The sequence below is a fragment of the Cytobacillus sp. IB215316 genome (assembly GCF_033963865.1).
In the GTDB taxonomy this organism is placed as follows: Bacteria; Bacillota; Bacilli; order Bacillales; family SM2101; genus Nanhaiella; species Nanhaiella sioensis.
The window spans coordinates 1-22,030 of record NZ_JAXBMC010000012.1; the positions used below are offsets into that span (position 1 = coordinate 1).

At 34.2% G+C, this 22,030-nt stretch carries 32 protein-coding genes; 7 read left to right on the top strand and 25 right to left on the bottom strand.

Translation table 11 applies throughout. The annotated features are described in order from the left end of the window. Positions 1 to 287: 287 nt before the first annotated feature. Positions 288 to 668 (bottom strand): hypothetical protein, encoded by a 381-nt coding sequence (locus SLH48_RS16595; RefSeq protein WP_320259059.1) that lies wholly within the window; start codon positions 666 to 668, stop codon positions 288 to 290. Positions 669 to 1,111: 443 nt separating this feature from the next. On the opposite strand from SLH48_RS16595, the gene SLH48_RS16600 reads away from it, so the two are divergent. Together SLH48_RS16600 and SLH48_RS16605 are read left to right on the top strand one after the other, a co-directional pair. Then, positions 1,112 to 1,405 (top strand): hypothetical protein, encoded by a 294-nt coding sequence (locus tag SLH48_RS16600; protein WP_320259060.1) that lies wholly within the window; start codon positions 1,112 to 1,114, stop codon positions 1,403 to 1,405. A gap of 327 nt (positions 1,406 to 1,732) precedes the next feature. After that, positions 1,733 to 1,963, top strand: coding sequence for a hypothetical protein (locus tag SLH48_RS16605; protein ID WP_320259061.1), 231 nt, complete (start codon positions 1,733 to 1,735; stop codon positions 1,961 to 1,963). Between the two features lie 299 nt (positions 1,964 to 2,262). Here the strand turns inward: SLH48_RS16605 and SLH48_RS16610 are convergent, their stop codons facing one another. The 3 genes from SLH48_RS16610 to SLH48_RS16620 form a co-directional block, all read right to left on the bottom strand. Continuing rightward, positions 2,263 to 2,547: a DUF1992 domain-containing protein gene (locus SLH48_RS16610; protein WP_320259062.1), complete on the bottom strand. Its 285-nt coding sequence runs from the start codon at positions 2,545 to 2,547 to the stop codon at positions 2,263 to 2,265. Positions 2,548 to 2,611: 64 nt separating this feature from the next. Beyond that, positions 2,612 to 2,782 carry a hypothetical protein gene (locus tag SLH48_RS16615; RefSeq protein ID WP_320259063.1) on the bottom strand — a complete coding sequence of 57 codons (171 nt, stop codon included), beginning with the start codon at positions 2,780 to 2,782 and terminating at the stop codon, positions 2,612 to 2,614. Between the two features lie 124 nt (positions 2,783 to 2,906). Further along, on the bottom strand, positions 2,907 to 3,089 hold the full coding sequence (locus tag SLH48_RS16620; RefSeq protein ID WP_320259064.1) for a hypothetical protein: 183 nt from the start codon (positions 3,087 to 3,089) through the stop codon (positions 2,907 to 2,909). Positions 3,090 to 3,206: 117 nt separating this feature from the next. Here SLH48_RS16620 and SLH48_RS16625 point away from each other — a divergent pair, with 117 nt between their 5' ends. Together SLH48_RS16625 and SLH48_RS16630 are read left to right on the top strand one after the other, a co-directional pair. Next, positions 3,207 to 3,347 carry a hypothetical protein gene (locus tag SLH48_RS16625; protein WP_320259065.1) on the top strand — a complete coding sequence of 47 codons (141 nt, stop codon included), beginning with the start codon at positions 3,207 to 3,209 and terminating at the stop codon, positions 3,345 to 3,347. Positions 3,348 to 3,516: 169 nt separating this feature from the next. Next, a complete protein-coding gene (locus tag SLH48_RS16630) occupies positions 3,517 to 3,681 on the top strand; it encodes a hypothetical protein (protein WP_320259066.1) in 165 nt (54 codons plus the stop codon). Between the two features lie 57 nt (positions 3,682 to 3,738). Here SLH48_RS16630 and SLH48_RS16635 read toward each other — a convergent pair whose 3' ends face one another. Beyond that, positions 3,739 to 3,936, bottom strand: coding sequence for a hypothetical protein (locus tag SLH48_RS16635; RefSeq protein WP_320259067.1), 198 nt, complete (start codon positions 3,934 to 3,936; stop codon positions 3,739 to 3,741). Between the two features lie 149 nt (positions 3,937 to 4,085). On the opposite strand from SLH48_RS16635, the gene SLH48_RS16640 reads away from it, so the two are divergent. Further along, positions 4,086 to 5,123 (top strand): beta-propeller fold lactonase family protein, encoded by a 1,038-nt coding sequence (locus SLH48_RS16640; RefSeq protein WP_320259068.1) that lies wholly within the window; start codon positions 4,086 to 4,088, stop codon positions 5,121 to 5,123. Between the two features lie 1,170 nt (positions 5,124 to 6,293). Here SLH48_RS16640 and SLH48_RS16645 read toward each other — a convergent pair. The 9 genes from SLH48_RS16645 to SLH48_RS16685 all read right to left on the bottom strand — a co-directional run bounded on the left by SLH48_RS16645 (position 6,294) and on the right by SLH48_RS16685 (position 11,238). Continuing rightward, positions 6,294 to 6,524 (bottom strand): hypothetical protein, encoded by a 231-nt coding sequence (locus SLH48_RS16645; RefSeq protein ID WP_320259069.1) that lies wholly within the window; start codon positions 6,522 to 6,524, stop codon positions 6,294 to 6,296. Positions 6,525 to 6,539: 15 nt separating this feature from the next. Further along, a complete protein-coding gene (locus SLH48_RS16650) occupies positions 6,540 to 6,854 on the bottom strand; it encodes a hypothetical protein (protein ID WP_320259070.1) in 315 nt (104 codons plus the stop codon). Between the two features lie 28 nt (positions 6,855 to 6,882). After that, entirely contained in the window at positions 6,883 to 7,071 is a 189-nt protein-coding gene (locus SLH48_RS16655) for a hypothetical protein (RefSeq protein WP_320259071.1), read from the bottom strand. A gap of 68 nt (positions 7,072 to 7,139) precedes the next feature. Then, a complete protein-coding gene (locus SLH48_RS16660; RefSeq protein ID WP_320259072.1) occupies positions 7,140 to 7,478 on the bottom strand; it encodes a hypothetical protein in 339 nt (112 codons plus the stop codon). Between the two features lie 40 nt (positions 7,479 to 7,518). Beyond that, positions 7,519 to 7,707 carry an SHOCT domain-containing protein gene (locus tag SLH48_RS16665; protein ID WP_320259073.1) on the bottom strand — a complete coding sequence of 63 codons (189 nt, stop codon included), beginning with the start codon at positions 7,705 to 7,707 and terminating at the stop codon, positions 7,519 to 7,521. An 83-nt stretch (positions 7,708 to 7,790) separates the two neighbouring features. Next, the gene (locus SLH48_RS16670) at positions 7,791 to 8,174 is read right to left on the bottom strand and encodes a DUF302 domain-containing protein (RefSeq protein ID WP_320259074.1); all 384 of its coding nucleotides are present in this window, start codon (positions 8,172 to 8,174) and stop codon (positions 7,791 to 7,793) included. A 285-nt stretch (positions 8,175 to 8,459) separates the two neighbouring features. Then, on the bottom strand, positions 8,460 to 9,077 hold the full coding sequence (locus SLH48_RS16675) for a class I SAM-dependent methyltransferase (protein WP_320259075.1): 618 nt from the start codon (positions 9,075 to 9,077) through the stop codon (positions 8,460 to 8,462). 102 nt (positions 9,078 to 9,179) lie between these two features. Further along, positions 9,180 to 10,547, bottom strand: a complete 1,368-nt coding sequence (locus SLH48_RS16680) for a sensor histidine kinase (protein ID WP_320259076.1) — start codon at positions 10,545 to 10,547, stop codon at positions 9,180 to 9,182. Continuing rightward, positions 10,531 to 11,238 carry a response regulator transcription factor gene (locus SLH48_RS16685; RefSeq protein ID WP_320259077.1) on the bottom strand — a complete coding sequence of 236 codons (708 nt, stop codon included), beginning with the start codon at positions 11,236 to 11,238 and terminating at the stop codon, positions 10,531 to 10,533. Before SLH48_RS16685 ends, SLH48_RS16680 begins: the two co-directional genes overlap by 17 nt. 136 nt (positions 11,239 to 11,374) lie before the next feature. On the opposite strand from SLH48_RS16685, the gene SLH48_RS16690 reads away from it, so the two are divergent. Continuing rightward, positions 11,375 to 11,617: a hypothetical protein gene (locus SLH48_RS16690; protein WP_320259078.1), complete on the top strand. Its 243-nt coding sequence runs from the start codon at positions 11,375 to 11,377 to the stop codon at positions 11,615 to 11,617. 310 nt (positions 11,618 to 11,927) lie between these two features. Here SLH48_RS16690 and SLH48_RS16695 read toward each other — a convergent pair whose 3' ends face one another. The 5 genes from SLH48_RS16695 to SLH48_RS16715 form a co-directional block, all read right to left on the bottom strand. After that, positions 11,928 to 12,188 (bottom strand): DUF2933 domain-containing protein, encoded by a 261-nt coding sequence (locus SLH48_RS16695; RefSeq protein ID WP_320259079.1) that lies wholly within the window; start codon positions 12,186 to 12,188, stop codon positions 11,928 to 11,930. A gap of 22 nt (positions 12,189 to 12,210) precedes the next feature. Then, positions 12,211 to 12,420, bottom strand: a complete 210-nt coding sequence (locus SLH48_RS16700) for a heavy-metal-associated domain-containing protein (RefSeq protein WP_320259080.1) — start codon at positions 12,418 to 12,420, stop codon at positions 12,211 to 12,213. A gap of 101 nt (positions 12,421 to 12,521) precedes the next feature. Further along, entirely contained in the window at positions 12,522 to 14,978 is a 2,457-nt protein-coding gene (locus tag SLH48_RS16705) for a heavy metal translocating P-type ATPase (RefSeq protein ID WP_320259081.1), read from the bottom strand. A 110-nt stretch (positions 14,979 to 15,088) separates the two neighbouring features. Beyond that, on the bottom strand, positions 15,089 to 15,562 hold the full coding sequence (locus tag SLH48_RS16710) for a CopY/TcrY family copper transport repressor (RefSeq protein ID WP_320259082.1): 474 nt from the start codon (positions 15,560 to 15,562) through the stop codon (positions 15,089 to 15,091). A 384-nt stretch (positions 15,563 to 15,946) separates the two neighbouring features. Continuing rightward, positions 15,947 to 16,234: a metal-sensing transcriptional repressor gene (locus SLH48_RS16715; protein WP_320259083.1), complete on the bottom strand. Its 288-nt coding sequence runs from the start codon at positions 16,232 to 16,234 to the stop codon at positions 15,947 to 15,949. Between the two features lie 835 nt (positions 16,235 to 17,069). Between SLH48_RS16715 and SLH48_RS16720 the strand changes: the two genes are divergently transcribed. Next, positions 17,070 to 17,282 (top strand): hypothetical protein, encoded by a 213-nt coding sequence (locus SLH48_RS16720; protein ID WP_320259084.1) that lies wholly within the window; start codon positions 17,070 to 17,072, stop codon positions 17,280 to 17,282. 424 nt (positions 17,283 to 17,706) lie between these two features. On the opposite strand, the gene SLH48_RS22530 is transcribed toward SLH48_RS16720, so the two are convergent. The 6 genes from SLH48_RS22530 to SLH48_RS16745 form a co-directional block, all read right to left on the bottom strand. Further along, on the bottom strand, positions 17,707 to 17,841 hold the full coding sequence (locus SLH48_RS22530) for a hypothetical protein (protein ID WP_413785440.1): 135 nt from the start codon (positions 17,839 to 17,841) through the stop codon (positions 17,707 to 17,709). A 262-nt stretch (positions 17,842 to 18,103) separates the two neighbouring features. Then, entirely contained in the window at positions 18,104 to 18,346 is a 243-nt protein-coding gene (locus SLH48_RS16725) for a hypothetical protein (protein ID WP_320259085.1), read from the bottom strand. A gap of 409 nt (positions 18,347 to 18,755) precedes the next feature. After that, complete coding sequence (locus SLH48_RS16730; protein ID WP_320259086.1) at positions 18,756 to 19,550, bottom strand: hypothetical protein; 795 nt, start codon at positions 19,548 to 19,550, stop codon at positions 18,756 to 18,758. 249 nt (positions 19,551 to 19,799) lie between these two features. Beyond that, complete coding sequence (locus tag SLH48_RS16735; RefSeq protein WP_320259087.1) at positions 19,800 to 20,210, bottom strand: hypothetical protein; 411 nt, start codon at positions 20,208 to 20,210, stop codon at positions 19,800 to 19,802. A 208-nt stretch (positions 20,211 to 20,418) separates the two neighbouring features. After that, complete coding sequence (locus tag SLH48_RS16740; protein WP_320259088.1) at positions 20,419 to 20,691, bottom strand: hypothetical protein; 273 nt, start codon at positions 20,689 to 20,691, stop codon at positions 20,419 to 20,421. 91 nt (positions 20,692 to 20,782) lie between these two features. Next, positions 20,783 to 21,832: a beta-propeller fold lactonase family protein gene (locus SLH48_RS16745; protein WP_320259089.1), complete on the bottom strand. Its 1,050-nt coding sequence runs from the start codon at positions 21,830 to 21,832 to the stop codon at positions 20,783 to 20,785. Between the last annotated feature and the right edge of the window lie 198 nt (positions 21,833 to 22,030).

The following is a 22,030-nucleotide window of genomic DNA, read 5'->3' on the forward strand; positions in this document are numbered from 1 at the left end:
TTAATTATAAAATATAGTGATTGATTTTTTTGATTTGGAAACTATTTGGCACCCTTTCCAAAAGAAAAGACGCGTTCCATTACAGAAAAGCGCCATATTGTTGAATAACTTTATCACCTTAACTACTAGTAATCAAACCTTCGTACCCTTCATAATTAGGCCAAAAATAGTGTGACCTACCATTAGTCAGGGCATCTATAACTTTGTCAACAGGAGTAATCTTGAGTATGCAAGATTAGTTTTTGACTTTTTTTAAAAATATTTGAAATGATTCTTTCCTTTTGAAATTAAACACCTTTTTTTCTGAACTCTTCTTTAATTTTTTTATGCCATTCCTTAAACTCCATCCAATATTCATCCTCTATAATAATCTCTCTTCTTCTTTTAGCTTCTTCAACGAATCTCTTCCGAAATGAACTTAAGTTCTTATAGGGTTCTCCAGTTCTTTGCTGATCGACCCAATCTCTCCAAAATTCTATATCTTCTCCATTATACCCCTTGCAATATTCACAAATATAATAATACTCATCATCTTCAAGTATTTTGGCAATCACCTCATCTGGTGATGCCTCTATCTCAGCCCAAATCGTAAGTTTCAGGCAATCATCACACAAGATATCATCATTGTCAAAAAGACTCTGGAATTTTTTTTCAAATTTTTCATCCATAGATATCACATCTCATTTCTAATTCCTCTATTATAAAAATACTATTGAAATTATATTTTATAATTTTTGTGTTTATCATGATTTGTTAGATTTTTGGTGCCTTATTTCAAAAAAACTCACCTGGTTAAGAAACAAGATGTAGTTAAATTTAATGGACCAGTTACTTCAATACAGCTTCCACTTTAGGCACCTATTTTAACTGTCGGTTCTGCTCCTATAAAAACCAATGCAATACTTAACTCTTTTTAATTTATCCATTCTCATTAACTTGAAAGGTTCCAAATCTACCTAATTGTTTCTATTTTTAAGTATTCTCCTCTAAAGGTCAATATTATTTGTGGCTATAAAAATATTGAGTTTAAATAGTCCTTGAATATATAATCTAGATTATTATATCATTGGTAAACATACAAGATTTTCAACATATTTAAGGAAGTGTTTTAATGATTATAGAAGTAGATTATTTTCAACACAAAGATTATATTCTCGTTCCTGTTCACATAGGAGAAAATATTGATAAAATAAAGGTTAAATTTTATGCTTGGATATATGATAAAAATAATGACCATAAATATTGGATATATCGTAATGGAATAAAGGATGGTCTGCTGGTAAATACAGAAGGGCTTGTATATTGGCTAAACAACCATTATTTAAATAATACACAGGAAACTGTCGTAAAAGTGGAAAGTACCCCAGATATTATTAGTAAAGCAGAAAAAAGAATATGGTTCTAAAAGTACATTTATGAGCTGCGACAGCTCCTTTTTTTATTTAGCTTGCTTGTAACAACTTCCATTGTGGTTATTCCGATTTGAACAAGATTTCTCAATACATAAAAAAAGACGCTTTTCAGAATTATTTCTGAAAAGCGCCATATTGTGGAATAACAATTCTGAGGTTGGACATTAGTTAAAAACACTAATAGACTCATTAATCATTGAGTTTACTTTTAAATGTCTATGAGATAAAACAAAAAGGAAAATTATGCAAAAGCAATAGACGACATCGTAAATAGTTGTTATAATCTAAATGTTCAGATAATTAAAATAAGGGGTGTGTCCATGAGAAAAAAACTAATGATGTTTGTTGCAGCCTTTACATTAATTTTCGGGATGGGATTAGGTACAACTAGCGCATATTATCCACCGCCTCCTCCTGATGATGGTGGTGGCACTGGTAACGGTGGCACTGGAAGCGGTGGCACTGGTGGTGGTAGCACTGGTGGCGGTGAGAACTGTGATCCAGCTCCAGATGGTATTACTCTTAATAAAATTTGTCCACCTGAAAGATAATAGTGCGTATTGATCATTTAATGTCATTTGGAGTACCTCACCAGGAATGGTGAGGTACTTTTTTTCCTAGCACACATCTCAGTTTTATCCTTAAATAGCAGTAACCACAATTTCTATTGTGTTTCATAACTACTTTCTAAGTAACTAACTTCTAAATAACACTTTGGCACTTCCACCCCTAAAGCGGCAAGCTGATAACTTACGGAAAACAGTGTGTTTCTCGAGTGATTGTTAAACAAGGATTCAGAAAATCACCAAATTATTTTGGCTTTTTCTAATTCATCCAGGTTTATTTGATTTTATTGCATGGGGCTAGGACATATTGTGTTATGTTTACTAATTTTCTCGTTAATGACTATGACATCCTGTTCTGTTTTACAAGAATGTACTAATTGAGAGATTTCTTTTTGTAATTTTAACCAAGGAGGTAGATATCCCGCATCCTTTGCTATTTTTTGAAAGCGTTGATATGTGTCCATTTCTAAATACTCTTTAGATATTGGTTTACCTTTCCCCTTATAGTTATCTTTTTCCCCAGCTTCTTTTAAAATATCTCCTATTAAATCATTATATTTTCTTTCCATATGATTCCTCCATTTTTTTACTTAATCAATAACTACCTTCTCATTCCCGCTAAAATAGTTTGGTTTAGATGACATTAATATTGTCATAAAGAGAACTAAAGCAAGCGATTTCCAACCATTTTCCTATATCATACGCACTTGTCCATTCATCTGTTTTAGTATAATGACCTTCACAATTTCTAAAAGCTGGATTATATTTTGTTATTCTAAACTGATATTTAATTTCTCTACTCAAGTTACTCCCCCATTAAATATTTCTATTATTATTATAATGAATTTACATCTCAGGTATATTTTTATTTATTTTCACGATATTCATTTCGGTTTTATTGTAGTAAACACAACTATCATTGTGGTTACTAAATCACTTTTTCTACCCATAAGCTACCTACAAATCCAGCAACGGGACAGCCATCTTTTTCGTACATATAATGAACTAAATTATTATGAGTAACACCTGTACACTTAGCATGTATATCCCCTTCTTCTTCTGTACGAATAATAATCTTGTCGCCTTCTTTTATTTGTTTAGACATGTCCATCCTCTTCACCCTCCTTAGTAACTTCAATTGCTATTTTGTTTACTTCACCACTTACATTTTTTGGTTCAAAATAATACTTGTGATGATTTTTTAAAATTATATACAGGAGTGATTACATTGGATGAAGTAATTATTGTTTGGGCTATTTCTATTTTCGTAATTTATTATGCTGTCAAAACTGCTGTTAGAAATGGTATAGATGAATCTAATACAAGTAAAAAGATTGATAGAATTTTAGATAAAATAAATGAAAAATAGTAACTATTATCAGCACCTTACATTAATTGATGGAGGTGTTTTTTAGATTGTTAGAATCAGGATCCACAATGCTTATTTTGTTTACTAAATTCAAAACCATTTTTTGTTATACTTAATTTGTAGAACCGCAGGATTACTTTACATTCATAAATGATTGGAGAGATTTATATTGATTGGTGGCCTTGGCATTATTTTATTAGGTATTATCATTTTATTTCTTGCCATGTACTTCCTATATTGGGTGATAAAAAGTGCAATTAAAAACGGAATGAACGAATCATTAAATACCAAATTAATAGAAAGAGTATTAGAGAAAATGGACGAGAAAAAATAAGAAAATGTGTACACCTTCGATATATACGAAGGTTTTTTCTTTTACTAGTAGCCACAATTACTCTTGAGTTTCCTTAATTAATTCAGCGCATTCAGGACACCAATACTCCCCTGATTCATCTATCACACACTTGTCATTATCCGTATCAATCTCTTTATTGCACATAATGCAATTTTCCATATCAGTATTGATAACTTTACTGACTAACGCAGCACTCACACTACCAGCTAGGAACTTTCTGTATGACTTAGCCATTTTAGCCCCCCTAATCGACTCACTAATTCTTGAGTTTCCTAAAATCTTCATTATCTTTAATGGTAATCAGTCTAAATTCCAATTTTAATTATTGTTCAACAACTCTCCTCATATTATGGTAATAATAATAATTTTGAAGAGGTGATTTGGTGGCTACTGTTGTTATTGATGTGAGCACTCATAGAGTTATCGTTACTTTGTTACCAGCAGGCATTTCAGGTGTTTCTGTCACGCCAGATGGTAAGCTGGCTTATGTTACAAATCTTGATGATGATATTGTTTCAGTTATTGATGTGAAAACTCTTAAAGTGGTTGCTACTATTCTGATTGAGCAAGGTCCATCTGATGTCGCCTTCACACCTGATGGAAAACTCGCTTACGTGATTAATAGTGCCTCTGAACAAGGTAATACTGTTACAGTCATCGATGTGAAAACTCATAGCATCATTGCTACTATTATGGTTGGCCTCAACCCAAATGTTGTCGCCTTCACACCTGATGGCAAAATCGCTTACGTGATTAATAATGCCTCTGAACAAGGTAATACTGTTACAGTCATCGATGTGAAAACTCATAGTGTCATTGCTACTGTTATGGTTGGGCAAGCTCCATTTGATGTCGCCTTTACACCAGACGGAAAAATCGCTTATGTCACTAATAATGGATCTTCTAGCCAATCAGATAATACAGTATCTGTGATTGATGTGAAAACTCATAGTGTCATTGCTACTGTTATGGTTGGGCAAGCTCCTTTCAATGTCGCCTTCACGCCAGATGGGAAACTCGCTTATGTCACTAATGCATTTAATGCCACAGTATCAGTCATCGATGTGAAAACTCATCGCGTCATTACTACTGTTATGGTTGGGCAAGTACCATTTGATGTCACCTTCACGCCAGATGGGAAACTCGCTTATGTCACTAATGTAGATAATGCCACAGTATCAGTCATCGATGTGAAAACTCATAGCGTCATTGCTACTGTTCAAGTTGGGGAAGGTCCATTTGATGTCGCCTTCACACCTGATGGGAAAATCGCTTATGTTACTAATGAAGATGATGTTAAAATATCAGTCATCGATGTTAAAACTCATAGTGTGATTGCTACTATCCCTATAGATCTCCAATTAGGAAGGATTGCTTTCACGCCCGATGGAAAATTGGCTTTTGTAGCAGAATTAACATAAACAATCTAATTAATTTTTAGTAACCACAATACAAAATAAGTCTTATAAGTAAAAATCAGTCACGAATTCATCTACATGGTCTTATCTAATTCTTATATGCCGTGTTAGCTGCTTATCCTACTTATAGAACTTTAAAAATCCCCCTCCTATAACAGAAATGGGATTTAATATATTTTTATATAGTCTGAGTCAGCTAATTAAGCCAGTTCTTGCAAGTTATAACTTACTAAATAATTAATCAAAAAAACTTGTTATTCCACAATTTGTCCCTAAGATGAAGAAAAGCACTAATCCTTGTTACAGATTAGCGCCATATTGTTGAATATCATAATATTTTTCAAAGCATGTCATTATATAAATGTGATAATCTTCTACCCTATGATAAAGAAACCATTAAACATAATATAAATGCAATACTTGATAAAGGTGTCATTACGTATCTTTCTTTTTTACTTCTGGATATTAGATTTCCTATCGTATTTAAGCCCAAATAAACTGTTCGTATTATGAGGTCAGTCAGTAACATTTCTGGCGGACCTATTTTAATTGGTATTACTCATAAGATAGTAGGGATAGCCTTAACTACATTCTTGCGCCAAATCGTTGAAAATCAGCACAACAAAAAGCAGGCAACTAACCCCTATTAGTTTAATGGTATAATGTTAAGCCCATGCTTGTGTTGTTCTTTATGACGGGACATAAGGAGAATATTATTTGTTTATTCATAGTAAAGGGATTAAGTGAAGGACTGCTTCTTAAAAGGAAAAGGTGTTTGAGAGCATTATGCGATTATCTCTTATCATAGTCGATCTGATATTTACAAAATATTGGTGACTAGGTCATGAAAAAATCGATGATTTATTTGCAGTAGGAATTTAAAAAATGACAATGAGGTCCATTTGTGGGATCAGGGACTGTTGAGTGAGTATATTTAAAATGCACAAAAGTTAAATGGTATTATAATTATACCGCTTTTTAGAAATAGTAATTTTAAACGTAAACACACACAGTTGTATCTACTTGAAAATATTTCTTGTAATTATTTCACCATTAGATCAACCAATCAATGTAGTGAGCGGGTTTATAACTATTTAATACATACCTTTGAAAATCATCAAAAAGCTATAAAAAAAGCCGCATATTCTATTTCAGACGGCTTTTTTACCTTACTTATAAGTTCTTTAAAATCTGTTTATATTCTTCTTTATCAATTTCTCCTTGAACATAACGTAGCTTTAATATATCTAATGTATTATTGTCACCTCTATTATTTTGTTTCCCTGTTTTAAAGACAGTTAGCAAGTCAAAAGTTAAATTTTTGGCTATTTTTATTAATTTGAATAAATCACCTGTTTTCAAAAGATAGTAAAATATTATAATGGATAGAACTAGATTTACCACCTCTATTTCACCTCTTTACATTTTAATAGTTTTTAGAATGGCTTGAAGTTCATCATGTGTAATCTCACCACGAGCATAACGCAACTTCGCAACCTCTTCTGCTTCAATGACTGTTGTACCCTGCTTGTTATATGATGAAGCGCTAGTTCGATGTATCTTTTGATTTTTAAATATTAATATTAAACCTACCGTGATAAGGCCAATCACAATAATTGTCATAAAAGAACCATTAAACATCATATCAAAATTGTTGAATCCTGATGGCATTCCATTATATCCGTAAAATCCTCCATTACCTCCAAAGGATCCCATATGTCCTCCATTCATCATATATATTCTCCTTTCCTATTTGTTTTTATTATAATAATGCTATTAATTTTTGATATTCTTCTATAGAAATTTGACCTGATGCATATCTATAATCGATTACATCTTTAAGATCGTTTGTGCTGTTGGTTTCTTTAGATTGTAGATTCCTTAATAATTTTTGTAGTTCACCAGTTTTATACAGATAAAGACTAATAGCCAGAATAAGTATTAACAACATAGTTTCATTCCTCCAACATTTATATTTTTTGAACTTTTGTAGGTTCCTGAGTAATTAGCCTGCAATTTTTAATACATACTCATTCCTCTCAAATTACTGCTCTGAGATGAACCACCACCCCCATGCATTCTCTTATATAATTCTTCTTGTTCTTGATAGTCCAGATTGGGATGCATATCACTCATGTATGGTTCCATTTGTTCAAATTTCACAATTCCTTCTTCCATGAATTGTTGCATACTTTCAAAATTGCCTGTGACCATCCAATCCGTCATTTGATCATAACTTACATCCTGTTTTCGATTCACCGAATTTTCATCTAGTGTATCTTTTTCAGAAATTAGAGATAGTCCTGCTCCACCTGTAAATACAATAGCTGCTGTAATAACACTATTAAGTATATTCATTTCTAATCAATTCCTTTTATAAAGTTATTTTTGGTTTTACTTAAAGAATCTTTTTCTTGATTTCCTCAAATTCTTCAAAGGAAATTTCTCCTTTTGCCAGCCTAGACTTTGCAATTTCTATTGCATTTGAGTTTGTTGCTAACTGAGTTCCATTTTCAGCAACTGGATGTTGATTATTAACCACTAAATAAATAAGATAACCAATGATTAAAAAACCCAATATCATCATGAATGATCCACCTCCGAGTCCAATATTACAAAATCATGTCGCGAGCTCATCGTTGTCTTATTAATAAATCTCAATCCATTTCTTTATTTACTGCGATCAATACACTTAACTAGACGTTGTTCAATTTCATTAGCTTTACTATCTAGATTGGCATCGTCTAAGATACTCATTAATGTGGTCGGTTTAACCATCCCTATTTTGTTGGTTTCTTGCTCACCGTACACCACGATTTTGCATGGTAAAAAATATCCTACTTGATTTGTAATTGATAAAACTTCTTTTGCATCAAAAGGATTGCATACTTCTAACACATAAAAATCTTGATTATATTCTAAACCTTTAGCATTTAGTTTATCTTTAATATTGAAACTCCATAAAATACTAAACTGTTCTTTAGATAAATTCTCCTCCAAATCTTTGAGTATTTGACTTACTGGTTTTTCGGTATTAACGGTAAAGTGAAACATCTAATCGCCTCCTATTTTTTTGTGTGATCTTTGAATTTGTTTTCTTTACTTGCTCTTATCATAAGCAATACTTGTAAAGATCTTGTGAGCAACTTATGTGGAAGTTATGTAGGTTTACTCACTAATACCAAAAACGAAAGGAGGACAAATAAAAAAAGACTAAGTCCAGTGGCTTAATCTCCTATTTCTGTATTAGTACATATATTTAATTAACTGTTTAATGAACTCACTAAACATAAATAAAAAGAGAATAATCACCAAAAATATTCATCGTGAAGTTACCTTTTATTTGATAGGTGCTACTATTAACTTTCTAATGATGCTATAAAATAAGTCATCTTTCTCTTCAATCAACAAGCCCGCACTATTTATATTATCTAATGTTTTACGGTTAACATTTGCTCCCCACGTATTAACTGTTATAGGGTTTAATATATCCATCATTTTTCCTACTATTTCATTCTCACTTCTCATATGTTCCAACATAATAATTTTTCCATCTTTTTTACAGACTCTGCCCATCTCTTTTAGCCCTTTTACAGGATCAGGTACAGAGCAATAAACACAAGTCGCTATAACATAATTAAAAGTATTGTCAGGAAAATCCATCTGTTGCGCATCCATTTCATTTAGAGTTACTTGATAAGGTAGAGAAAGGGTATTAACCTTATTCCTTGCATGCTTCAGCATACCTGGACTAAAATCGATACATGTCAAATGAATATCGTCTGGATAAAATAGAAAATTTGCACCGGTACCGACACCTACTTCTAGAACATTTCCTTTTACATTTTTGAGTAAATCTTCCCTCCAACTCTCCTTTATCATCCTATCCATGGAATTGAATATCCTTGACACCCGATTATAACGCTTCTTAATCTTTTCGGTTAATTTTTGATCCATTTCAAATCTCTCCTAGGACATATTGGTTTAACTTTTTTATTTTAAAAGATGGAAAATTAAAGGCCACTTAAGACAAAATAAGTAAACTTGACGGTATTGAACTTACTTTATTGGGAACTGTACTTCTACAGTTGTCCCAACGTTTAATTGACTGGTTATTTTAATATCTCCTTGATGTGCTTCTACTAATGCCTTGACGATCGATAACCCAATTCCCACTCCTCCAGTTTTTCGGTCACGAGATTTATCACCTCGATAGAATCTTTCAAATAAGAAAGGGAGGTCTTTCTCACTTATTCCTTCACCTTCATCTTTAACTATGAAAACAATTTGATCATGATTTACTTCTAAATGAATAGAAACTGTTTTCCCTTGTGGTGTATATTGTAGAGCATTATTCACTATATTAGTTAAAATTTGAATGATCTTATCACGGTCTCCTGAAAACCATAAAGATTCAGCAGGGTATTCAATTTTTAAATCCACCCCTTTTTTCATAAACAATGGACTAAATTGATGTTTTATAGAAGATAAGAGATTTTCAATCTCAATCTTTGTTTTATCTAATCTAATTTGTGGATTTTCTGCCGCTATTAATGTTTCTAATTCATTAACTAGACGAACTAACCTCATAAGTTCCTCATGACATTGCTCCAACCTCTTTGAGTCAGGTACCCATATACCATCTTGAAAGGCTTCGATATGACTTCTTAACGTTGCTAGTGGTGTTCTTAGTTCATGTGCAAAATTAGCTGTAAATTGTTTTCTTAGTGATTCCTCTTTTGCTAAAGATTCTGCAAGCTGATTAAAAGACTCTCCTAGAGGCTTCATTTCATCTGTCAATTCCTGAATAGGCACTCGCGTTCGCCATTGATGATTACGCAACTCTATAATTGCATCTTTTAACTTTATAAACCCTAATGTGAAACGATTTGAAAATAATAAACTAAATAAAATCGATAGAACAACAATAACTAATAATGCTAAGATAATATTTCTTTTTATTGATTTCAAAAAGATAAAGTCCTCACCCATTAATTTTTCTGGATAGAATACTGTTAAATTACCAATTAGTTTATTATCTTTTTTTAGCTGGTATGAAGCTGATCGATAATCACTAGAATCAATTGAAGACTTCATCCCACTCATCATGCTCATCATTGATTGCATTGATGTTGTATCAATTAATAAATCACCGTTAATACCAAAGAGTTTATAGTATAAATTTTCCGTCATTGCATGCTCATGCATAATATTACCTAGTTGCTCGCTAGTTAACTCACCCGTCTCATCATATTGTTGAAGCACTTCCTTTTTAATCGCTTCTATCCGTTCCTCTCTGTTTCTTTTGAGATAATCAGCAAATTGATTTTCAACGCCAAAAAAGATAGTAAAACTTGTAATGAAAACACCACTTAAAGAGACAACTAAAAGATACATTAATATCCTTGACCTAAGTGTTAATCTCATCCTTTTCTCCTCCAAATTTATACCCCATTCCGAACACGGTAACGATAAATTCAGGGTGACGAGAATCGGTTTCAATTTTTTTGCGCAAATTTTTTATATGGGTATCAATACTTCTTTCGTAGCCTTCAAAATAGATACCATCTTCTTGTATTTTTTCCAATAAATCAGCCCTACTGTACACTCTTCCAGGATAGCTCGCCATCGTAATTAGAATTTTATATTCATTTGGAGTTAGAGCGAGTATGTCAGCATTAAGCTTTACTTCCTTTTTCACATGATCAATTATCAACTTTTGATCATTAAAATTAATTTGCTTCACATCTGTCATTTGCTGTGTTCTTCTTAATAACGCTTTAACTCTTACAACAACTTCTCTAGGACTAAATGGCTTTTTTACATAATCATCAGCACCAATCACGATTCCATTAATCAAATCTTCTTCAGCTGATTTAGCCGTAAGCATGATAATGGGCATATGGCTATCCTTTCTTATCAACCTACATACTTCTTCACCAGAAATATCAGGTAACATCAAATCTAATACTATAAGGTCTGGACTCTGTTCCTTCACCTTTTTTAATGCATCGATACCATTAGAAGCAAAGGAAATATCCCATCCTTCTTTTTCAAAATAAGCTTCCAGCACTTCTAGTATTACTTGTTCATCATCAACTACGAGAATTTTAGTCATTAAATCCACCTCTCATATGAATATTATCATCTTCTTTACGAAAAAACATAATCTCCATAACTTCCACACAACTTGAACATATAAACTCCATATTCAGTATCTACAATGAAAATATCTAAGAAAGGAGTTGGAAAAAATGAAAAAAATTTTATTTAGTTTGTTAGGTAGCACCATTATCTTAGGAGGAACCGTATCTTATGTATTCGCTCAATCAAATGATGAAGGTAATGACAATTTTAACTTTGGACAAAAGAAGCCTTATATACAAGAAATGCACCCTGAGTTGTCTGCACAAGAGCAAAAAGATATGTTTGATAGCTGCCATGGAGAAGATGGGGCTATGGAAAACTATAACGAGGACATGATGAATAGTTTTTAGAGAAAAGACTCTGTAGTCCTTTATATGTTTGGACTAAGATCCTTTATATTCAAGAGGAGCTTTTGGGGACTTTCTAAATGATTTTCAATATCCCGTTGAGGGACCAGATTTATGGATTCCCACAGCCCCGCCATTTCCTAATATTAAATAGATATTTCTTCCTAGTGTTAATTCTTTTATTATAATGTGAAAATTTAACAGAACATACACCTATGATAGAAAAATACTATTATCACCATAAAATTTACCCCCTTTGGACAAGGGGGTATAACTATTTATTCCTGTACGGCAACTTCTTTATTATAATTCTCTACTTTTTTTGTAGTAATTTATTTTGATCTTTTAAATACTGAATCTCTCCTTCTAACTGCTTAACTTTATAGCTTTCTAGTCTATTATCTCCATTAAAGTTATCACTATGTTCATTTACATGGTTATGATTCTTATGGTGTCCATGATTTTTATCTCCATGTTTATGATCTTTATGGCTACCATGCATAAATAGCATCATAAGCGGACATATAAGGAGAATTAGAAGCAACATCCAGTTAAAAATGCAAAACCTCCCCATATTTAGTCATATACTTTTTTAATTACCCTACGACCTCATAACCAGCTTCCTCAATTATTTCTTTTAATTTTTCAACACCCACTGTTGTCGGTTCATACTTAACTTCCACCGTTTTACCAGATAAATTCACTTCTGCATGACACACTCCTGCTATTCCATCAAATCCACCTTCAATTGAATTTACACAATGATTACATGACATACCTTCAACATTAAAAATAATAGTTTTCATATAACTCTCTCCTTGTATATTGATAATTTTTTATATATAAAATTCAAGACGCACTGGACGTTCTGAATGAAGAAAAGAATGTCTAACCCTCAACTAAGAATTCAACTTACAGCTGGCTTAAATCTCTTTAAGCGTAAAGCATTCAACAATACAGAAACAGAGCTAAAGCTCATTGCAGCTGCTGCAAACATTGGGCTTAACAAAGGCCCTCCAAATAGGAATAAAATCCCCATCGCAACTGGAATACCTGCTGTATTATAGGCGAAAGCCCAGAATAAATTTTGCTTAATATTTCTAATGGTAGAATGACTTAATTCAACCGCTGTAGGTACATCCATTAAATCACTTCGCATTAAAACAATATCTGCTGATTCCATCGCTACATCTGTACCTGAGCCTATTGCAATTCCAACATCAGCCTGAGCTAAAGCTGGTGCATCGTTTATACCATCTCCGACCATTGCCACTTTCTTTCCTTCTTCCTGAAGTTTTTTTACTTCACTCGCTTTATCTTCAGGCAATACTTCACTTAATACTCGATCAATGCCTACTTGTTTAGCAATTGCTTCAGCTGTTCGTTTATTATCACCAGTAATCATAGCTACTTCAATACCTTTTTCATGAAGCTTTTCAATAGCTTTTACACTATTTTCTTTAACTGTATCTGCTACAGCAATGATTCCGGCAATTTCATCATTCATGGCAATATACATAGGTGTTTTTCCTTCATTAGCTAAATGATCAGAAGTATCACTTAGTGAACCTAAAGCAATGTTTCGATCATCCATCAGCTTTCTATTTCCTAATAATAATTTATTATTGTCTACCGTAACCTCTATACCATGCCCTGGAATCGCACTAAAAGAACTTGTTTTCTTTAAGCTCAATCCTTTTTCTTCTGCACCTTTGACAATAGCTTCACCTAATGGATGTTCCGATCCTTTTTCAGCAGATGCTGCTAAAACTAACAGTTCTTCCTCTGTTATGCCATTCGATACAACTATGTCCGTCACTTTTGGTTTCCCTTCGGTGATTGTTCCAGTTTTGTCAAATACTATAGTTTGTAATTTATGCGTTGATTCAAGAGCTACTCCACTCTTAATTAATACTCCGTTTTCTGCACCTTTACCTGTACCAATCATAATAGCTGTTGGGGTGGCTAACCCTAGAGCACAAGGACATGCGATTACAAGGACTGAAATAAAGATTGTTAAAGCGAAAAGCGCTGTTTGACCACCGATGTACCAAGCAAGCCCAGATAAAATCGCAAGACCTATAACAATAGGTACGAAATATCCAGAAATAAGATCGGCCATTTTAGCAATTGGTGCTTTGGAACCTTGTGCTTCTTCTACTAACTTAATAATCTGAGCGAGTGCTGTATCCTTTCCAACTTTTGTTGCTCTATATTGTATTGTTCCATTTTTATTAATACTTGCACCAATGACTTTATCGCCAACATTCTTTTCAACAGGTATACTCTCACCAGTTAACATTGACTCATCAATGGCTGTCATCCCTTCTACGACTACACCATCTACAGGTAACTTTTCACCTGGTTTAACGATCACAATATCATCAACAATTACTTCATCTATTGATATTTCTACTTCTTTTCCATTCCTAATGACAATAGCTGTCTTAGGCGCAAGCCCCATTAATTTTTTAATTGCCTCTGATGTTTTGCCCTTTGTTAATGTTTCAAGGTACTTACCCAATGTTATCAATGCTAGAATAACTGCCGCAGTTTCAAAGTATAAGTCTTTAGCAAAACTTTCATTTCCTGCAAAAATCATGGCTGTAGCAAAAATTCCATATACCACTGCTGCACTCGTTCCTATGGCAATTAATGAATCCATATTAGGGTGCCTTCCTATCAATGTTTTGAAGCCCACCCGATAAATACTTCTGTTTACTATAACAACAGGTATCGTCAGAACTAATTGAATTATTGCAAAGGCTTCTGGATTATATGCCGGGTCTATGGATTTTGGTAGAGGTGCTCCTACTAAATGACCCATCGCAATGTATAGTAATGGTGCTGCAAAACTTGCAGAAATCCAAAAACGCTTCCAAAGACTTTTAATTTCCTTCTCTTTCTTTTCTTTGTCTTCATCAACAGTATCAGAAGACCCTCGTTCTTCATGCGCTTCATAACCTGCTGCAGAAACTGCATCTATGATGTCAGAAGCAGACACAACTGAAGAATCATATTGAACACTCATTTTCTCTGTTGCTAAATTTACGTTAGATACTAAAACACCATTCAATTTTTTTGTTGCTTTTTCGATTCTTTGAGAGCAAGATGCACAAGTCATTCCTGTTATTGAAAAAATCTTATTTTCTGTTTCTATTAGTGCTTTATACCCTGCCTTCTCGACAGAGTTTTGTATGTCTTCTACCGAAATTGAATTCTCATCAAAATCAATTGTTAATTTTTCTGTAGCTAAGTTTACATTCGATTCTTTTACACCGTCTAGCTTTTGTGTTACTTTTTCAATCCTTTGTGCGCAAGATGCACAAGTCATTCCTTCAATGTTCATTGTTCTTGCAGTCATTTGTTTCACCCTTTCTAAACAATATTCATTTAATTACCTAAACACCGAATTCTCCAAACTAACAAAGCTATTTTGTTTCTCTTCTACAAAATGATTTATTAAATTCACTATCAATAATTCCCATTAGCGTTTTTTGCTCTTGATCCACATCCTTTACATTGACATTGACCTGGAATACAATTACACTCAACTTCCTCTACTGCTTCCTCTTTCTTCTTTGCTAAAGTTTCTTCTAATAAATCAATGTCATCAAAACTTAAGGTTGCCTCTGAGATCATAGAAGCCAGTTCATTACCAACTTGTTTACTACAAATATTTTCAAAAAAGCTCTCCCTAACAGTTTTGAGACTTTCATTTTCTGAAACGGCAGCCGTATAGATATATCGCTTTCCATCAGATTTTGTATTTAACATCCCTTTTTTTACGAGGCGACCAATTAATGTTTTTGTTGTAGCTTGTGCCCATTCTCTTTTAGCTTCTAAAACTTCGCTAATATTTCTGCTAGTCGCATGATTAAGTGTCCAAACTACCCGCATTACTTCCCATTCTGCGTCAGTTATTTTTGATTTATCTTCTGTTAACATATATTTCACATCCTTATCGTTTACAATTGTAAACGTTAATAATGTTAGTTTACAATTGTAAACGATAAATGTCAATAACTCAAATAATTTTTTCTAATTGTTAACATTTATACGAGTTTACTTGGGTATCGACTCATTGTTTATCTCGACCATTACTTGATAGCGACACCAATAATATTATCAAAAAATCTCACACGAATACGAAACCTCAGATTCCTATACATATTGTGTTGTTTTGACAAAATCGGTGGAACACCTTTCACCATATACTGGTGAAATTATTTATAAACTCTGTGATAAACTTTGTTGTGCTGGAGTATTGCAGAAATGAATAGACCTTCTTGAAGGTTTGTTTTTGGCATCTTTACCTATTTAGCTCAAGGCTTATTTGCCGATTTTATCTTCGAAGTTTGAATATTTTATGTGTTTCACAACATGTAAAATTTCTTTAACAACATTATCACTGTTCTTAGATTTAACAGCATCAGTAATATACTCTTTAATATGATTTTCTATCAAATTTGCTGTAACAGTGTTCAGATTGTATTGAATTATTCTTATATGTTTTAAAAACCCTTTAATATCATCCTCATGCTGAAGAATCATTTGCTGAAGCTTTCTTATCTCTATCTCTGCCTCCAGTAATATTATAAATATCATTTCGTTTTTCATTGCTTCACCCCAACTATTACGTAGCCCTTAGCAGTCTATATTGCATTTGTCATTTATTAACAGTTCAGCTTAGATGGTGTAATCATGTGTACGCTTTTCATATACTTATTATATTCTTCTCAAAACGATTTAATTGTTACCTCATATTCTTACTCAGATTACAAAAATTGAAAATAACTCCTTCATTGTCGCTATTATATTACCTTGGACAAGGATGACTCATATTGCTAACGAAATCCACTATTGTGTGAATGTCCTATTTCTCAAAAATAATAATCTAAATTATTGAATAATTGATGGAGTTCAAAATTTGTAACAGAATGTTCATTTATTTTTGATTTAATCTAACCCAACTTCTATACGTAGATGGGAATTAATTATTTTTCATTATATTGTTAGCAAACAATTAATCTACCTACAATTTTTATAACCTAAAAAATAATTAATTAAAATGAAATCGTTATTCCACAATATGGCCCAATTGTTAAATTGTCAAATTAATACAATATCTCTTCTTTAACTTCATAATTTTGAAAACTACCACATAATATAAGGCTTACTCCACATTCTTTACCGTTACAATTAAAGTTAATAATTACCGTTAATCGCGATATATATCTTTTCCATTTTAAACGCAAAAGGTGTGTCTTTTAATAGTTCCGATGCACGTTGATAGACTTCGTGTTACTTGCCGTCAAAGAACGATTTACCTCGCTTATATTTTGCTAAGCGTTCAACGTCTCCCGCAAGTGGAAACTGCTTGCCTATTTCGAACATTGCACCGCCCCCTTTCTTTTAGTGATATAATTTATAGATTGAAAGGGGGGGAGTTAATGTGAGTTTGGTATTTACAGTAATTATAACTACCATATTAAGTTATCTTTTAATCGTTTTTACTGGCCCAGTTTTTGCTGCAATTATCGCCTTTGGTATTATTCTTGGTTGTTTATTTAGAGGTATATATCTACTTAACGAAATAAGTGAAAATCTTTATAAAATATCAGCTAAAGCTGATAGATTATTAGAAAAACAGCATATTAACGAATAAGCTACAACCATGTAGGCTTTTGCATTACCCGTGCTCTCACTTTCTTCGAATATTGAAACCTCCTGCTCCACTGCGTCAATTAAGTCGTCAGCCTCACCCGTTCCAAATCGTTCAAATTGTTCGAGCAACAGGACGTGATTATTTTTCCTCCGCTTCCAATATCCAGAAACACCACCTCGATTCGAAGATCTTTTCGTTACCTTTGCTGAATTTTATCAACGTGTGAGTGTGCCGGGTAATTAACTTTTCTTAATGCCTTTTTCAGTTCATCGACAAAGAATTCCTTCGCCATTTGCGCCTCGGGTGCTATACCGTGGGGCTGATATTTTCCACTCCATAAGATCGTCCTCCTTTCCGTTTTAGTTCACTCGAAAAAGCTCGCCGATTGATGGACGAGCGTGAATTTATTTTATGTTAAATTACATTAACACGGTGTGAATGCGATAGCAGTTGGTTCAGCAAATACGGGAACTGTAGCAATTAGCGAATGAGTTTTCACGACAATTACTGAAACATTATTACTACCAGCATTTCCGACATAGGAGGTTTTCCGTCGGATGTAAAAGAAACAAAACGTTGTTAGCTATCCACTCCGACTACTGCTATGATTGAATGGGTTTTAGTACCAATGACCGTGATGGTATTTCCATTTCGAGTAACTACATACGCAAATTTACCATTCGGTGTAATTGCTACGTTATCAGGTCGATTATTTATGTTACCTACTTGGGTTGTATTTATAACTGAGTGAGTTTTTACATCTATTACCGAACTGTGCCAATATTATTTTGGTTTTCACTTACACATAAACGAGTTTCCCATCAGGGGTAATTGCAACTTTCGACCAGTACTCTTGCTATAACGGAATGTGTTTTAATATCGATGACTGTTACCGAATTAGTACCGGAACCACCGTTAATATACGCAAGCTTTACGTCCGGTGTGACCGCTATATTGGTAGGTAAACCACTAACTGTAAACCTTGCAATCTCGCAATGTGTATTCACATCAATCACAGAAACATTACCGGTTGAAGTTTCGTTAACAACGTAAGCCCGTACCATCGTCCGACCTATGTCCTTTCTAACAGTGTATGCGAGCGTAAAGTCAAAGTGATTTTTTGAATACGCACAGTTTCTTCGTCAGATAAAGGCTTTTGGTCAGGGGGCTTGGGAGTCAGTCGTTTTCCCTTTGCAGCCTCACTCCAATTCGTGTATATCGCTGTATACGTCATTCGTTTTTAATTTACATAATAGCAGCTATAGGAACCAATCGGCGCTCATAACCGTTGATATGACAGTGTTTCTAACGCGCGTAAATATATCAATTATACACGATTTTATACATCGATGATTTGAAGACATTTGTGGCGTATCGGTCGTCCATTACTACGCTAAAATAGTGCATACGATTAACCTTCTTTTTTAAGTTGAAAGTGTTAGAGGTACCACGCGTCGGATTCGACTTGCAGATCTAGCTACACTGTTCTGTCATTCCATCAATATCTATATCTACAGCTAAATTTTCCCCACTCAAAACCATTATGTCTATTTTAGTTACATTTAAAAATGAAAACATTTTGTGAGCGGTAGTGTCAACCTCGTTTAAATTTAAAGTTATAGGCTGTATAATCCCATTTGAAGTAAAATTAATAATTACCTCTGCTACACCGTCTAGGTCTGTTTGATCTTCTCTTAAAACGACCTCACCGTGAAATCCAATTGCTCTGCCGTTGTATACTTCCACCAAATTATTAGTCATACTATTTAAGCCAGTATTTGTGGTACCTATATCGTCGGCAAGTAGCTGACACGGACAATCGCATTGCGTTACTTTTTCAACTGCACTATAGCCTATACTGCCCCTTTTACACGGTTCCGTCATTCCATCACAAGTTACACACACATCCAGATTCTCACCAGTCATAACATTCACTTCTATTTTAGTTACATTTAACAACGAAAATATTTTGTTAGTGTTTCTAGAAGATAGATCTAATGTTATAGGCTGTACAATACCGTTTGATGTAAAATTAATTATTACAATCCCGACACCCATAGGTACTCCCGATTCCGACGTTAATTCGACCTCACCTTGCAATCCAACTGGCCTACCGTTGTATACTTCAGCCGTATTATTAGTTGTATCATTCATATTCCTGTTTAAAGTAATTATATTATCTACAATCAATAAACACGGACAATCACACGTTTTTTCCTTACCAGTAGCACTCCCGCAACATGTACTTACTTTCTTGTATTGACCCATTGTTATTCCTCCACAATCGCAGATTAATAAAGTATATTATGCCAATATTTATAACCGTGATTGGACGTAAAAACGAAACAACTACACTTACATTTGCTTTTGTTCTGTCTACTATTCTATCGATAAGCGATAACCCTATTCATCCTCCTCTTTACCGCCCTTAAACCGCTTGATCTACCTACGCTTTACTACATTATCCTGCATACAATTAACCTTCTGATTCAAGGCGAAAGGGTTGGGCTTGCAGGCTTAACTACATAACTCTGTCATTCCATCGAGAGATACAAGTACATTTAGGTCCACTCCACTCATAACTATCACTTCTATTTTGGCTACATTTAGGAATGAAAAAATTTTACTAGAGATACTGCCTACACCATTTAATTTTAAGGTTATAGGCTGTATAATACCATTTGATGTAAAATTAATAACTACTTCACCCATCCCATTAGGATTTGTTATACCATCTTTTAACTCTGCCTTACCGCGTATTCCAATTGCTCTACCGTTGTATACTTCTGCTATATTATTATTCGTACTATTTAAACCGTTATTTTGAGCACTTATAACATCCGCGAGCAATTGACACGGACAATCACTCGTTTTTCCTTCCTTGAATGTACTCCCGCAACAGGTACTCACTTTTTTATATTGACTCATCGTTCGACCTCCGCTATCACAGTTTAATACGGTATATTATGCCGGTATTTATAACCGTGATTGGACGTAAAAACGAAACAACTACACTTACATTTGCTTATGTCCTGTCTACTATTCTATCGATAAGCGATAACTCTATTCATCCTCCTCTTTACCGCCCTTAAACCGCTTGATCTTCTCTTTAATATCCCACACACTCAACGTTTTGTTACTGTCTCGGAATCCAGTTATCGGAGTTTTCCGGGTTCAAGTTTTCGCGGAAATATTCGTATGCAAAGTAAAGCAAGTCGCGTTCGCCACGGTGAATTCGGTTAAAACGATCTAGCTTTTCGATTAGTTCGAAGTAGTCTTGCATAATTTCGACCGGCATATCTTCGGCTGAATTATACTCAGCGTCAATTAACGTGATAATTTCGTTTATTTCTTCAATTTTGTGCTGGCGCTCATCATAATCTAGCCATTCGCCATTTTCCCACGCCATAAGATCGTCCTCCTTTCCGTGTTAGTTCACGCGAAAAAGCTCGCCGGTTGATGAGCGAGCGTGAATTTAGTTTAGGTTAGGTTAGATTATATTAATCCGGTGTAAATGCAATCGCCTCAGGACTTGTTCCAACATCAACGGTTGCGATTACTGAATGCGTTTTTACATCAATAACACCTACCGTTGCATCACCTTCATTACCAACATAAGCTAACGTTCCCTCCGGACTGAACTCTACGAAACGGAGGTTATCATCTATTTGAACTGTAGCTATAATCGATTGTGTTTTTACATCGATGGCAGTAATCGTATTTCCGTCACGAGCATCTACATAAGCAAGTTTCCCGTCAGGTGATATCGCTATATTACTTGGACTGTCGCCCGGATTAGCTACCGGTAGTGTAGCGACAACGGAGTGCGTTTTCACGTCGATTACTGTGACAGAGCCACTTGTTGAATTATCGCCTTCATTTACGACATATGCGAGTTTCCCGTCCGGAGTAAATCTAATATTAATCGGATCTTCTTCCACTCCAACAGTTGAAATAACTGAGTGTGTCTTTGTATCGATAACTGACACATTTTCATCATCTTGGCATACTACATAAGCTAGTTTCCCATCAGGTGTAAAAGAAACGGCTCTTGGATCTTCACTAACATTGATTGTCGCTATCATACTATGAGTCTTAACATCTATAGCAGCTACAGAAGAAACACCACCAACGTCTTCACGATCACATACGTAAACTAATTTCCCATCAGGGCTGATTGCTATAGATTCAAGTTGTCCTCCTATATCAACAGTATCAATGACAGTATGAGTTTTCGTGCTAACCACTGACACACTTGCATCACCTTCGTTTACTATATAAGCAAGCTTACTATCCGGAGTAAAAGCGATACCTACGGGCGAAACTCCTACTTGAATAGTTGCAATAACCGAGTGTGTTTTCGTATCAATAACTGACACGCCACTAACCCCTAATCCACTGAAAGTAACATAAGCTAGTTTCCCGTCAGGTGAAATTGCGATATTATCTGGGCCCGGTCCCACCAAAACGGTAGCAATTACGGAGTGTGTTTTCGTATCAATAACGGAAACGTTAAAGGAACTAGCATTCATTACATAAGCCAGTACCATATCGTACCGACCTCCTTACAATCGTTTTTACCAATGTATGCGAGTTAAAGTCAAAGTGATTTTTTGAATCCGCACTGTTTTTCGGTCAGATGAAGGCTATTCGCTAAGGTGGCTTGTGGGTCAGTCGTTTTCCCCTTGCGACCACACTCCGATTTGTGTATATCGCTGTATACGTCATTCGTTTCTAGTTTACATAAT